This is a genomic window from Bacillus sp. E214 (assembly GCF_008087365.1).
GTDB lineage: Bacteria > Bacillota > Bacilli > Bacillales > Pradoshiaceae > Pradoshia.
The window spans coordinates 1,060,775-1,074,539 of sequence record NZ_VENN01000001.1; the positions used below are offsets into that span (position 1 = coordinate 1,060,775).

The 13,765-nt window shown below is 37.0% G+C and carries 10 protein-coding genes and 1 riboswitch; of the genes, 2 read left to right on the forward strand and 8 right to left on the reverse strand.

Going from position 1 to position 13,765, the window contains the following annotated elements:
- Nucleotides 1-63 precede the first annotated feature (63 nt).
- A complete protein-coding gene (locus tag FHY47_RS04900) occupies nucleotides 64-666 on the reverse strand; it encodes a DUF6438 domain-containing protein (protein WP_139891881.1) in 603 nt (200 codons plus the stop codon).
- A gap of 1,089 nt (nucleotides 667-1,755) precedes the next feature.
- On the opposite strand from FHY47_RS04900, the gene FHY47_RS04905 reads away from it, so the two are divergent.
- Entirely contained in the window at nucleotides 1,756-1,908 is a 153-nt protein-coding gene (locus FHY47_RS04905) for a YpzG family protein (protein ID WP_077248014.1), read from the forward strand.
- Between the two features lie 45 nt (nucleotides 1,909-1,953).
- Here the strand turns inward: FHY47_RS04905 and FHY47_RS04910 are convergent, their stop codons facing one another.
- From FHY47_RS04910 to FHY47_RS04935, 6 genes are all read right to left on the reverse strand, one after another.
- Nucleotides 1,954-3,006: a ribonucleotide-diphosphate reductase subunit beta gene (locus tag FHY47_RS04910; RefSeq protein WP_148629763.1), complete on the reverse strand. Its 1,053-nt coding sequence runs from the start codon at nucleotides 3,004-3,006 to the stop codon at nucleotides 1,954-1,956.
- Nucleotides 3,007-3,022: 16 nt separating this feature from the next.
- The gene (locus FHY47_RS04915; RefSeq protein WP_148629764.1) at nucleotides 3,023-5,287 is read right to left on the reverse strand and encodes a ribonucleoside-diphosphate reductase subunit alpha; all 2,265 of its coding nucleotides are present in this window, start codon (nucleotides 5,285-5,287) and stop codon (nucleotides 3,023-3,025) included.
- 167 nt (nucleotides 5,288-5,454) lie between these two features.
- A riboswitch (cobalamin riboswitch) is annotated at nucleotides 5,455-5,636 on the reverse strand.
- An 86-nt stretch (nucleotides 5,637-5,722) separates the two neighbouring features.
- Nucleotides 5,723-7,963: a DEAD/DEAH box helicase gene (locus FHY47_RS04920; RefSeq protein ID WP_148629765.1), complete on the reverse strand. Its 2,241-nt coding sequence runs from the start codon at nucleotides 7,961-7,963 to the stop codon at nucleotides 5,723-5,725.
- Between the two features lie 165 nt (nucleotides 7,964-8,128).
- Complete coding sequence (locus FHY47_RS04925) at nucleotides 8,129-8,584, reverse strand: YueI family protein (protein WP_066103561.1); 456 nt, start codon at nucleotides 8,582-8,584, stop codon at nucleotides 8,129-8,131.
- Between the two features lie 379 nt (nucleotides 8,585-8,963).
- Complete coding sequence (locus tag FHY47_RS04930) at nucleotides 8,964-9,890, reverse strand: manganese-dependent inorganic pyrophosphatase (RefSeq protein ID WP_148629766.1); 927 nt, start codon at nucleotides 9,888-9,890, stop codon at nucleotides 8,964-8,966.
- A 90-nt stretch (nucleotides 9,891-9,980) separates the two neighbouring features.
- Entirely contained in the window at nucleotides 9,981-12,143 is a 2,163-nt protein-coding gene (locus FHY47_RS04935) for a DNA topoisomerase III (RefSeq protein ID WP_066104290.1), read from the reverse strand.
- A 315-nt stretch (nucleotides 12,144-12,458) separates the two neighbouring features.
- Here FHY47_RS04935 and FHY47_RS18860 point away from each other — a divergent pair, with 315 nt between their 5' ends.
- A complete protein-coding gene (locus tag FHY47_RS18860) occupies nucleotides 12,459-12,602 on the forward strand; it encodes a hypothetical protein (protein WP_175354252.1) in 144 nt (47 codons plus the stop codon).
- A 78-nt stretch (nucleotides 12,603-12,680) separates the two neighbouring features.
- Here FHY47_RS18860 and FHY47_RS04940 read toward each other — a convergent pair whose 3' ends face one another.
- Nucleotides 12,681-13,742 carry a hemolysin family protein gene (locus tag FHY47_RS04940; protein WP_140461511.1) on the reverse strand — a complete coding sequence of 354 codons (1,062 nt, stop codon included), beginning with the start codon at nucleotides 13,740-13,742 and terminating at the stop codon, nucleotides 12,681-12,683.
- Between the last annotated feature and the right edge of the window lie 23 nt (nucleotides 13,743-13,765).

Here is a 13,765-nt window from a genome sequence, read left to right on the forward strand (position 1 = left end):
GTAGCAAACTTAAAATTAATAAAAAAACTCCAATTCATCGACTATTTCTCATAATCAAATGTTTTAGCGCTCCGAGCTCATAATGATATATGGATGTATACGACCTGTACTATCTTTTCCTAACTTATCAATCTGCCAGTTATGATAATTAGCCTCATTCACATTAATCATTTGAAATGCATCAGCTTGATTGGAGCTGGATATTACATATTCCTCATGTGAGTTCGACTTTCTTTTAATATGGAAGAGATAGAGAGGTTGTTTAATTAAATTCTTTAATCCCAATAATTCTTCCATTTTTCTTTCAAAGGCATCCAATTTTTTCAATGTATGCTTACTATTATCACAAGCAGCATCCTCGTCACCCAAATCATGTACCACTGTCTTATGTTCGCCAAATTGATATACCAATCGGGTAACACAAGTCGGGCTATCCGGCACAATTTGTGCAGTAGTATTATAAATGAAGTTTTTGTAATCGAATGATAGCAAGAGATCTTCAATTTTTTTAACTCTTTGCTTAGAAACCGTAAAGTTCTTAACGCCTATATATGAAACATACTTCTCACCCTGCCAACTTACATGCCCTTCACTTGTGATGGTTGCCTGATAAATCGGGGATTTGCCAAGACATGATGTCCGCGAGATGGAAAATTCTTTAAACAACTTTATACTTCCTCCTATTAGTACAAACTGATTCTTTAGAGTGCTAGATATCTATATATTTATCACCGCGCTCACTTTTCAAACATTTTCCAAATTATAATAGGTCTACCATATATACTATGAAAGACCAATACCATTTATAATAAGCCAACTGACACATTAATTAAAGACCAAAAGTATCTATTTAAGGCTGGCTGCTACAAGTATAATATGAGTTAAATTTCCTAAATTAATATAGTTTTAAAAAAATATAACATACCTCTTTAGATGTTAGTTATCATTTTGCGGGAGAGTGTATTTTACATGGTGAAGAAATTGAAAAGAGAACAAGCTGATCTTTCTTGACAATATCGAGGAATGTTTCTGTATGGATTTCTGCCAATAAATTAAAATCAATCACTAAGCTACTATAACATATCTGTAAAAATTGATGTTTCAGATAAATATGCTAACTTTAATTTTACGAAAATTAGAAACAGCAATCTTTCTTTTGGACAAATTTTATCTGAAAGAAGTGCTGGCTCATAAGCAGAAAACAAACTATAAGAAAGCCCGACTTTTATTCAATAACACATTTACTTATACAGGTTCCGCAATAAGGATAATTCGATGATGTGTTACATCAAAGTACCCATCCGACTGAATAATCTGGTGGATTATATATCATACATCCAATTAATGATCCAACTCAAAACTCGGTACTTTCCAGGGAATGGCTTTTAGATATAAAAGTACCAACATCATAAAACGTTGGATTGGATAGGCTTCTTGACTATAAACAACAGTCATATCATTCTTCCGGACTTCTTTCAGTGCTATTTCATCGTATTTTCCCCTTTAACAGATGATTTTATAAATCATTCTGTCAAAATGGGAGACCGCGGCATAGATTTCTCCGTTATTATTGTTCATATTCCAAATTTCGCATAATTATCCACTATCAATATCCATATTATATATATTTTATCATAATATAGAAAATAATTCGTGAACTTTTCCCGAGATTAAAAGGCACTCATTTTGTATATCCTATACTTGATGTCCTCAAAAGGGACATCAGAACGTATCCTACTGATGGGGTGATAAGCAATGAGTTATCGGAATCATTTAGATCCACACTCTTCTCTTTTTCACCATAACTGGACAAGGCGGAAGCGCTCAAAATCACAGGTTAACGGACATACTGCAATGTCCCAAACCAATATCATTTTGAGGAGCAATGCGAAAGCTCACCGCTGGTAAGGATGCCTTCAAGCAAAAAGACGCCGTAATGGCGTCTTTTTACATTTACAGTTCATCAAATCCATTGGTATCTGTTGTTTTTGTATATTGTCTTGATTTCTGCTCAAAGAAATCCGTCTTGCCTAAATCCACTTCCTGATAGGCAACAATCCATCTTAATGGATTTTTGTTCGGAACCTCTGGAAACGGAGATCTTCCATACCCCAATTGATTGCAACGCTTATTAGCCATAAACTGGATATATTGTTCGAGCTCAGCCATCGTAATTCCCTCGATTTTATTTCCTATAACTTTATAACCCCATTCAATCTCAAGCTCTGCAGCAGTTCGGAAGGTTTCAATCGCAAAATTTTTCAATTCTTCTGTATTTGTTTCAGGATGTTCAGCCAATATTTCTTTAAAAATCTTCTCAAACAGCCCAACATGGATCTGCTCGTCTCGATTTATATAATTAATCATCGTTGAAGTTGCCACCATCTTTTGGTTTCTGGCCAAATTATAAAAGAAAGCAAAGCCTGAGTAAAAGAAGAGCCCTTCTAGGATTACATCATAGATAATCGATTTAAGCAGATTTTCAATTGTTGGGTTTTCTGTGAAATCCCGATAGCCATCAGTAATAAAATCATTTCGTTTACGCAAAATCTCTTCAGTTCTCCAATATTCAAAAACTTCATCTTGCTTGCTTTTCTGGACAATACTTGACAATACATAGGAGTAGGAATGGTTATGAATGACTTCTTGCTGCGCCAGCATAATCATCAATGCATTCAGAGATGAATCGGTCAGATAGTCGGCGACTTTACTGGCATAGTCAGACTGGATACTATCAAGCAATGCCAACAAGCCTATAATTTTTAGAAAGGATTCTTGTTCAATTTCTGAAAGATTTGGAAATTGTTTCGCATCATTCACCATATTAATTTCAAAAGGCGTCCAAAAATTAGATAGCATTACTTTATATTTAGGATATGCCCATGGATAGCGCACATCATCCCAATTTAAAATATTTGAATTTCTGCCATTAATAATACCCGTTGAACTATTCGGTGCTTCCCGATCGACTAATTTACGTTTTTCCACTATTGTTTTTGTATCCATTATATTTCCCCCATCCTTATTGGCAGCTTTCGCATTCTTCTATAACAGCGCTTGAAGTAGAACGTACATAGTATGTTGTTTTTAATCCGGTCTCCCATGCAAGCAGATGCAAGTCTAATAAATCACGTGCTTTAATATCATTACGGACATACAAATTAAACGAGATTCCTTGGTCGATATGTTTTTGACGACGTGCATTTTGGAGAATGCTCCATTTTTGGTCAATTAAATAAACGGATTTATAATACCACATTGTCTCCAGATTCAAGTCAGGTGCAGTCACTGGAATACGGTAATTCTTCTTCTCTTCGGAATATTCCCTTCTGAAAATTGGATCAATTCCGGATGTAGAACCGGCAATAATCGCAGTTGAAGAATTTGGTGCTACGGCCATAAGATAGCCATTTCGAATTCCGGATGTATGCACTCTATTTTTCAATTGACTCCAAGCATCTGAATCATAGCCTCTTTGGTCAAAATAAGATCCGGTCTCCCAATCAGATCCTTCAAAAAATGGGTAAGCACCTTTTTCACCAGCTAAATCCACACTTGATTTAATCGTTAAATAAGCGATTTTTTCGTATAATCGGTCACAGTATTCAACGGCTTTCTCTGATTCCCAGGCAATGCCCTCAAGCGCTAATAAATGATGCCAGCCAAATGTCCCAAGTCCTATAGCACGATAATTTTTATTCGTTATATTTGCCTGAATGACCGGGATATTATTTAAATCAATGACATTATCAAGCATTCTCACCTGTATCTTAATTAAGCGTTCAAGGACATCTTCCTTTACAGCTTTGGCAAGGGAGATAGACGAAAGATTACATACAACAAAGTCACCCGGTGTTTTTTCAATAATAATTTTCCCATCCTCGGTTCTTTGTTCAATAACTTTGGTAGCACTTTGATTTTGCATAATTTCCGTACATAAATTACTGCAATATATCATTCCTTTATGGCGATTAGCATTAGAGCGGTTGACCGTATCCCGATAAAACATATAAGGTGTTCCTGTTTCAAGCTGAGAAATCATGATCGCCTTAAACACTTCAATGGCAGGTATTTCTTTTTTGGAAAGCTGCGGATGATTGATACATTCAGTATATTTTTGTCTGAATTGGCCATCCCCTGCTTCTTCATCAAAATAATCTTCAAGAGAATATCCCATTACTTTTCTTACTTCATGCGGATCAAATAAATACCAGGTACCCCGCTCCTTGACCATTTCCATAAATAAATCCGGAATGCAAACACCAGTAAATAAATCATGCGTTCGAAAACGTTCATCCCCATTATTTAAACGCGCTTCGAGGAAGGCAAATATATCCTTATGCCAAACATCCAGATAAACTGCAATGGCACCCTGTCTTTGGCCCAGTTGGTCCACACTGACGGCGGTATTATTTAATTGCTTCATCCATGGTATAACTCCTGAGGAAACACCCTTAAATCCTTTAATATCACTGCCTCGCGCTCTAATTTTCCCTAAATAAACACCTATTCCTCCGCCATTTTTAGATAGATTGGCAATATCGGTGTTTGAATCATAGATACCTTGCAAACTATCATCAACAGTATCGATAAAACAACTGGATAATTGGCCATAGCTTTTCCCAGCATTAGAAAGCGTAGGAGTTGCCACCGTCATATATAGATTGGATAAGGCCCAATATGCTTCTCTTATTAATTTGATTCGCTGTTCTTTAGGCTCATTCATCATTAATGTCATGGCAATAATCATAAACCGTTCCTGAGGAAGTTCATATAAGCTTCCATGATGAGATTTGGCTAAATAGCGATCTGCCAGCGTCCGAATGCCAATATACGTAAACAACTGATCTTTTGATGAATCGATGACTGCTTCGAGTTCATTGATTTCGTCTTCCGTATATTCATTTAACAATGCTGGATTATAAATCCCCATATCAGTCAATAGTTCAACAAGCTGATGAAAGCTCCCATATTTGTGTGTTAAATCATATCCCCGGCTTTTTGAAGCTTTATCATATAACTGGTCTAAATAAATAGTTGCCGCCACAAATGTCCAATCAGGCTCATCAGCAGAGATACGCTCTACGGCGCTTAGTACCAGTAAATTCACCAACTCTTTCTTGCTATAGTCAGACTTATACTCAAGTGCTGTCTTGATTTTTTCTAAGTATTCCTCTGCTGAATAAATAGATGTATAGGAACTAACACATTCCTTTATGTATGTTTCTATGCTTTTTAAATTTATGACTTCCAGACTTGCATAGTTTGATTCGTAAGATACTGCCATACTAATTTCCCCCTTATTGTTTGCCGATAAATCGATTAAAAACGTCTGTTCCCTCCACGCAAAAAATCCCATTGCCTAAAAATAAGCAATGGGAAAAGAAATAATAACAAGATTGAACTGTTCAATATTGCTATTTCATCCGTTCCACCCTCATTGCTCCCGATAAAGGCAAACCAGTGAAAAAGGCAGGTCTCCTGACTCATGCTTCGCTTTACTCTAAGTCCTTCCCATAGATTTCTCTACAGTGGTTTACTTATTTCATCAGCATTTACAGTTGCGGGTACAGTTCCGGATTTTAACCGGATTCCCTATTAAGTCGTAATACGACACCTTAAACACGTTAAACTCAATATATAGTATTTTAGATATAAAATGATAACAACATATAGAATTATAAATCTTATATGTGAAAATAGCAACTAAAATTCCGACAATTTATTTAGGCAATTGCTGGAGAAATTGATTGATAAATGCTTCGGATTCCAATCGAATTCCAATGTATGGCGGATGAACACGTTTATTGGCTTCAAGAGGAACCCCCAACCACAATACTTTTTGGTCAAGGATGACAAATGTGAAGCTTGGCCCATTCTGAAGATGGATATCCGGATCCAAATAGGAATGGGAATCTGGAGAATACATCATCAGTCTTGTTCTTGAGTTCCTCGTCTTCACTCTTTGAACAAAATCCGATGATAACACACTGGAATTTGGCAAGGAAAGGATAATGGAAGATTGGGCTTTTTTTAAATCCTGATAGAACCCTTCCAAATTTCTTGCATAAATCCATTGTAATTTTGGATGATGGTTGGCAATCCATTTGCCTATTTGATCCATATTGACCATTTGATTCCGTTTCATTTGATATTGAACGAGCTGATGAAGAGTTTTTGTATGCGAAACTTTTGATTCTATAAACTCCACATCGCTGACATGAATCAGTTTCCCTTTTGTTCTGGTAATTGCAACATTTAACAGCCGTTCACTTTCCCTGCCCGTTAAAAGCATCCCTGCCCGATTTTGCGGATAACTATCAACACTATCAAATACCATTACTTCCCGTTCACTTCCCTGGAAACGATGGACAGTGGCAGCCAATATATCATGCAGGCCGTTCTCTTCCTCATATAGATCTTTAATTAATGTTTCCATCAATTGTGCCTGCGCACGATAAGGGGTTGCATAACCGATTGATTTACTCCCATTGCTGTAGGCTTCATGAATAACCTGAAAGGATAACAATAGATTCATCAAATTCATTCTAGAACCAGAGGAAGTGCCCGTAAAGCAGTGTTCCCCTGTGAAGCTCGTATTTAACAGTACGGAAGCACGATCTACAAAAGGTGTCTTTGAAACGATATCTTTTTTATTTATATGAACACTTGGATGATCGCCAACCAGTGAATTATAAACATATTTGTTCGTAAAAGCGGAGATATCCGGATGCATTCTCCTCTGTTCCTTTAATAAAAACAAATGAGTATGAAGTTTTCCCCCACGTGCAATATCAGCAACACCGGCACGATGGAAGATGTCCTCCTTCAGCCAGCGGTCTACAAGCTCTCCCCTCGAAACCGCAATAGGAGGTAATTGCTTAAAATCCCCACAAATAATACAACGCTTGGCAAGTGCGCCGGCAAAGGCAATTTGCGGGATAAAGGCCATACTGGCTTCATCAATGATAACTAGATCATACTCTTGTTCAAAAATACTCGGGTCCATTGCTGCTTTCGCCAAGGTAGTCCCAACAATGAAGGCATTTTTGACTAAATGAATTTCTTTTTGCCTTATTTTCTCTAAGATTCTGCCCAGTTTTTTTTCAAGGTCAAGAAGCTGCTCCGAGTCACGTACGCTAAAAGACAGAGACAGATCTTTTTTTAGCAGTTTCTTTTCTTCATTAATCGAATCCCTTTCCTTCACTAAATGTCCATCATGACTTTCCAATAATTTAGCCGGCAATATATCCCCATGCATCAGAAGACCCTCACCAGTTTGAGAGCCGTAACGTAAAATATCTCCTTCATGAAAACGATCCGCTCGTTTAACAAATGCCGTAATTTCGGCAAGCAGGACATCCACAGCCTGATTACTGTGAGAGAGAACTAATATACGTTTCTTTTTAAAATATTTATTGGCTGCCGTTCGTGCTAAAGTATACGTTTTTCCTGTACCAGGCGGTCCCCAAACATATGTGACCGGGTTATATTTTGATCTGGCATATAATTCGCGTACCGCGCTTTTACTTGTTTTGTCCGTTCGTTTATCAGGCATGGAAGGCTCCATGATCCGTTTAACCCGACTTCTTTTCCGCTTACTTTTCCTGATATCATCCAGTCTTTCAATTAGCTGATCTAAAAGTTCCCATGGGTCATGATAAATCGTAGCCTCTTCAATCAATTCACCTATTGATTGTTCAATAGACAGAAGCAAACTATTGCCCTCAGAGGATAGGATTCTGGCATCAAACCGACTCCCGCCCCATTCCAGCTTAGCAATCGTTCCAACAGGTATACGCAAAATACTGGATGACTCAAAATAGTACGTAAAAGAATCACCTGACATAATCTTATTGCCATTCATCAGGTGATAGCGGGTACTTCCATATTTTTTTAAATACTGAATCTCTTCTTCAAGTGCTTCCTGCCATTCTTCAATATACTCTTGTGTTGAATTCATTCTTTGTGCCCCTCAAATCATAAACCTAAATTATCTCTAATTTGATAACTATACCATACAAACTAAAACTAGAATAGTCGATGGCACATACTCACCTAACCGAAACATGCATCCAGACACCGTATTGTTTCTCGTATTAAGGGGTGCACAGTTATGACATTTTGTTTATGATTTTTTTGTAAAGAGTTGCTTAAGTGATTCAAAAAAACCTGTCTTTTTTTCTGTCTCCTCAGTATTAGTTTCTTCCTGTGCCGGTTCTTCTAATGTAATGTTATCGTTATTAATTGCATGATCATAGGCCAATACCAAACCATTAGGTGAATTATAGTCTTTATTGGTCACGATTTTAAATTGAATCCCATGTTCATCTGCTGCTTTAACGAATTTCGATAGATGGGAATAATTAATGTGGCCATTTAAATAAAGCTTAGCGCCCTTATTTTTTTTCAATAGGTCAATAAATCCATGTGGGATTTGTTTTTGAAAAACCTGAGCCTGTGTTAATGCGACAACCACACGTTCACGTAAGCTCCCAAGAAATTCTTTCCGTTCAGCAGGCTTTATTTCTTTAACGCCATGTATCCCTTCCTGTAAGTAATCATCTACTGTTTTCTTATTCATTTTATTTCCTCCTTGAATACTAATTAACATATGTAAATCGTTCTTAACTTGAGCTTATGTATTAGTTTGGTTAAATGCCTTCTCAACGATTCCCTATTCGGAAAACCTGATTATTATCTTTACTATTTTTTGATTGATCTGCCTGCATTATGTATTTTAAAGCTCGCTATTTGTGTACCATTATTGATATGTCCAATCGACACTCTGGATATGAATATATAAAAAGGCACCTGTTAAAAACAGGTGCCTTGTTCGAAAAAATTGAGGCGAGTCACCACACTCCACATAGTGTGTACCATAAGGTATGTGCTCGACTTACACAATTCAGCTCATCGCATATATTAATATAACATCATGCCAGAAATTTTGCAAGTAAAATTTACGATAATGCTTCTGTTAATGCTGGAACTACCTGTTTCTTACGGGAAACAACCCCTTTTAGAACAGCTGTATTATTTACCAATGTTACATGGAAAGCTTTTTCAACAGCTGCAGCTTTATCACCAATAGCAAGGGCAACAGAATCATTTGTTAGGATATCTGTTACAACTAATAGAAATAAATCCAGACCCTTTTCATTAATAGCTGCCTGCATAGCTGCTTCGAGTTCAGCTTGCTTCGCCATTACATCGTTTGTATCAACTGCATTCACTTGTGCAATTTCCACTTTTGATGTGCCCATGGAGAACTCTTTAGCATCCAAAGAAATTAATTCTGCAATAGTTTTCTTGCTTAAATCTGCTCCAGCTTTTAACATTTCCAATCCGTATTCTTCTGCATTAACACCAGCTATTTCAGCCAATTCTTTTGCAGCAGCAACATCTTGCTCCGTGCAAGTTGGAGATTTAAATAATAAAGAATCAGAAATAATAGCGGATAACATTAAGCCAGCTACTTCTTTTTTGATTTGTATTCCGTTTTCTTTGTATAGCTTATTTAAAATGGTTGCTGTACATCCAACCGGCTCAGCACGGTTATACAATGGATCAGCTGTTTCGAAATTTGCAATACGGTGGTGATCAATAACCTCTAATACTCGAACCTGATCGATATCATCCGCACTTTGCTGTCTTTCATTGTGGTCTACAAGAATAACTTCCTGTGTTTCTTCCGCAACCTTCTCAACCAAACGGGGAGCTGCCACTTTAAATGTATCAAGCGCATATTGTGTTTCACCATTAATCGCACCAAGTCGAATCGGTTCTGCTTCAACACCCAACTCTTTTTTTAATTCAGCATAAGCGATTGCTGAACAAATTGTGTCAGTATCTGGATTTTTATGTCCAAAAATCAATACTTTACTCATTTACAAAAACTCCCTTAATATAATATGTACTCCATTTACCAGCGCAAATGGAAACTTCTTCGACCATTATACCTGAATGCACAAAAATTTTTAAGTTTTTGGAGCAATTTCATTTGAAAACAGGAAATTAATTTTACCGTCCTTCCATTCAATCGCCGCGTCAAATGATTTTTCTCCTTTTTTAAACCCTTTTATGACATTGGTTTTCCCATCTTTTAATAATTTCTGCATATTGGTTTGGGAAATCTTTTTTCCAAGGATTTTTTTCGAAAATGTAAATTTACACTGGTTTTGCTTATAATTCGCACATCCATAAAATTCACCCTTATCGACTATATCCCCTTTACACAGCGGACAGGCGCCTACCTTTTTCCCTGTTGTAAACTTAGAAGAGGTACGTTCAATCGTTTCAACCTTTAATCCTGTAAAATCCCAGGTTTCAAAGCCTTTTACAGCATCCTCAATAATCTTCCCCGTTAATTTCTTTGTCTGCTCCATAAATTGAGCAGCTGATGCTTTCCCTTGCCCGATTTCGGCCAAGCGCTGCTCCCATTTAGCTGTCATTTCAGGTGAAGCCAATATCTCGTCGCCTATCGCTCTGATCAACACTTTCGCTTTATCAGTCGCAAATACTTGATTCTTTTTAACATCTATATATTTTCTATCCTTCAGCATCGTAATAATTCCCGCTCTTGTTGCTTCCGTTCCCAGTCCTTCTGATTTCATTAGCACTTTTTCGAGTTCTTCATTATCAAGATGCTTACCGGCCGTTTTCATTAACGTAATTAATTGTCCCTCGGTATATCGTTTAGGCGGTTGCGTTTTTCCTTCTTTTACTTTAACGCTTTTCACTTTACCTTCATCATCTTTTTGGACATTCGGAAGGATGGTATCTTCATCCTTTTCTTGCTGGAAAATAATTTGTCGCCAGCCTTCTCGTATTTGCTGCTTTCCTTTTGAAATGAACTCTGCTCTTCCATCAACTAATGTTATGAGGGTTGTATAGTCAAATATGGCTGATTCATAGTGAGCAGCAATCAAACGACGCACAATTAAATCATAGATATTCCTTTCTTCTCCTGAAAGCTTGGCTGGATTCGTCACCTGTTCAGTAGGAATAATCGCATAGTGATCCGATACTTTCTTTTCATTAACAAACCTAGAGTTATTGATAATGGATTCGTTTGGAACGGGTATGAATGATTTATATTCCTCGAACTGAGCAAGTTTCGATAGGATCTCCGGGAATGTTTCCGCCTCTCCTTTAGTCACGTAGTTTGAATCACTCCGCGGATAAGAGACAATTCCCTTTTGATACAGTTTTTGCGTGATATCCAGCGTTTGTTTTGGTGAGTACTTATACATTTTATTGGCGGTTGCCTGTAAGGCCGATAAATTAAATAATAAGGGCGGCTGGAATTCTTTACGCTCCGTCTTCATTTCTATAATTTTCGCATCTTTATTTTTACAAAAAGCTGCAATATTTTGAGCCATCTCCTGCTTATCCAGTCTGGACTCCTGATCCTTTTCCCATTTTCCTTCATAAGTCTGCCCATTTATATCAAACGTAGCAATGACTTCCCAAAATGGCTTAGATTCAAATTTTTCAATCTCCAATTCCCGTTTCACTATTAAAGCTAGTGTAGGTGTCTGTACTCTTCCTGCAGAGAATACATCATTCATCCCTTTTTGTTTAAGCAGCAAGGAATAGGCTCTTGATGCATTCATGCCAACAAGCCAATCTGCACACGATCTTGTATAGGCTTCATGATAAAGAGGTATGGTTTCCTGGCTGTCACGGAGGCTGTTAAATCCTTCTAATATGGATTTTTTCGTTAAAGAAGAGATCCATAAACGCTTCATCGGTTTACGAACGCCGCTCACCGCAATAATATTGCGTACGATTAATTCACCCTCCCTCCCAGCATCACCTGCATGAATAATTGATTCGACATCTGGTCGCTTCAATAATTGCTTGATAATGTTAAATTGCTTCGTTTTTGATTTTGTTACTTCATATGTAAATTTATCAGGGATTATTGGCAATGTGGCAATAGCCCATCTTTTCCACTCCGGTTTATATTTCTCCGGTGAGGATAATTCGGTTAAATGTCCGATGGCCCATGAACATAATGCCCCTTCCGGAAATACTTCATTAGGAGCAATCTCTAAATACCCGTCCCTTTTTTTGAAAGAGAATGGAGATGCCAGTGTAACTCCTTGATCCGGTTTCTCCGCAATAATCAATGGGATTCCCATTTTCAGGTCAAACTCCTTCTATGAAAATTTGTTCATTACTTTAGCTTAAGAATCTAATTAAAAAAGTCCACTTGCTAATAGTATCATTTTTATTATTTTTTTAAAGATACTTCTATTTTACTACAAGGTTTCTGAAAAGTTTAAACTGGTAATTGATGGATAACTTTAATTGATTAGAGTATATTTAAAAAGCATATATATCTTCGTAACTCATTTACTATTAACTTTTTACCGAAATTTAGGCTATTTTATAGATAAAAGTTTTGAGGACATTACTAATAGATCAGATTAAATAAAGGAGGTATTTGTATGGAGACTGAGCATCTTCCTCAAATAAAGAAGGCATTGCTTAACTCATGGTCTTTAAAATCAAGCTCTAAATGGTCTTCGGACACCAATGACTCTCAGTATAATTACTTAAAACAAGCAGTATTCCACTATTTAAATGCATAAAAAAGAGGCTCCGAAAAGTCTTACAAACGACTCAACGGACAGCCTCCTCCTTCTACATACTATTGAACGAACTTGCCATTAAGTTGCAGGCAGTTCATCTCCATTATATTCATCTTTAATTTCTCCGACGATTTCTTCTAGTATGTCTTCCATCGTGACCAAGCCGGCTATAGTGCCTTTTTCATCTACAACGATTGCCATGTGCATCCGACTCTGCTGCATTTTTAATAATACATCCTTGATATGAGTAGTTGATTTCAAACGCGGCATATCATGAATAAAATCCTGAATTGGTCTTTCACGTCCAGCTGCTATATTTGTTAGCATTTCTTTTGTGTTAATAAATCCAACCAGAAGATCTTTATCGCTATTTTCCGTAACAGGGTAGCGGGTATATTCATAGCGATCAAGCGTTTCAAGAATTTCTTCAAGAGACATTTGCTTATCCAAAGTGACAATTTGATTTCTTGGAATCATAATATCTTTTAAAATACGTTCATCAAATGCAAAGATGTTCTCTAGATAAGCCAGTTCAGTTTGATTAATCTCTCCACTCTCATAACTTTGAGTGACAATTAGTTTCAATTCTTCCTCCGAATGGACTGTATCATGTCCAGCAGGCTGTACACCAAAAATTCGAAGGATATATTGTGCAGAACCATTTAATGCATTAATAAAAGGTTTTGTAACTCTTCCGAACCAATATAGTGGCGGCGATAAAAGCAAGGATAATCTTTCTGCAAATTGGATAGCCAATGTTTTAGGAGCAAGTTCACCTATAACAACATGTAAGAACGTAACGATGCTAAGAGCGATTACATAGGACAGGACAGTAGATACTGATTCTGATATTCCCCATTCATCAAATACAGGATGGAGCATTTTTTCGACTGTTGGTTCCCCCAACGCACCTAATATTAATCCTGTAACCGTAATACCCAACTGACATGCTGACAGGTAATAGTCTAGATTTTCTGCAACTTTTTTGGCAAGAACCGCCTTTTTGTTGCCTTCAGAAATCAATTGTTCAATTCTGGACATCCTTACTTTCAAAATGGCAAATTCAGCACCAACAAAGAATGCAGTGAGCCCAATAAATATAGCTACTAAAAATAAATTTAATGCGATTGATCCGTCCAATTATTTCCCCCTTAAAGGGGGAT

What these genes read in the sequence shown, in the direction of transcription:
- FHY47_RS04905 (WP_077248014.1), top strand. Translation starts at nt 1,756, where the DNA reads ATGAGTTATCGGAATCATTTAGATCCACACTCTTCTCTTTTTCACCAT.
- FHY47_RS04910 (WP_148629763.1), bottom strand. Translation starts at nt 3,006, where the DNA reads ATGGATACAAAAACAATAGTGGAAAAACGTAAATTAGTCGATCGGGAA.
- FHY47_RS04915 (WP_148629764.1), bottom strand. Translation starts at nt 5,287, where the DNA reads ATGGCAGTATCTTACGAATCAAACTATGCAAGTCTGGAAGTCATAAAT.
- FHY47_RS04920 (WP_148629765.1), bottom strand. Translation starts at nt 7,963, where the DNA reads ATGAATTCAACACAAGAGTATATTGAAGAATGGCAGGAAGCACTTGAA.
- FHY47_RS04925 (WP_066103561.1), bottom strand. Translation starts at nt 8,584, where the DNA reads ATGAATAAGAAAACAGTAGATGATTACTTACAGGAAGGGATACATGGC.
- FHY47_RS04930 (WP_148629766.1), bottom strand. Translation starts at nt 9,890, where the DNA reads ATGAGTAAAGTATTGATTTTTGGACATAAAAATCCAGATACTGACACA.
- FHY47_RS18860 (WP_175354252.1), top strand. Translation starts at nt 12,459, where the DNA reads ATGGAGACTGAGCATCTTCCTCAAATAAAGAAGGCATTGCTTAACTCA.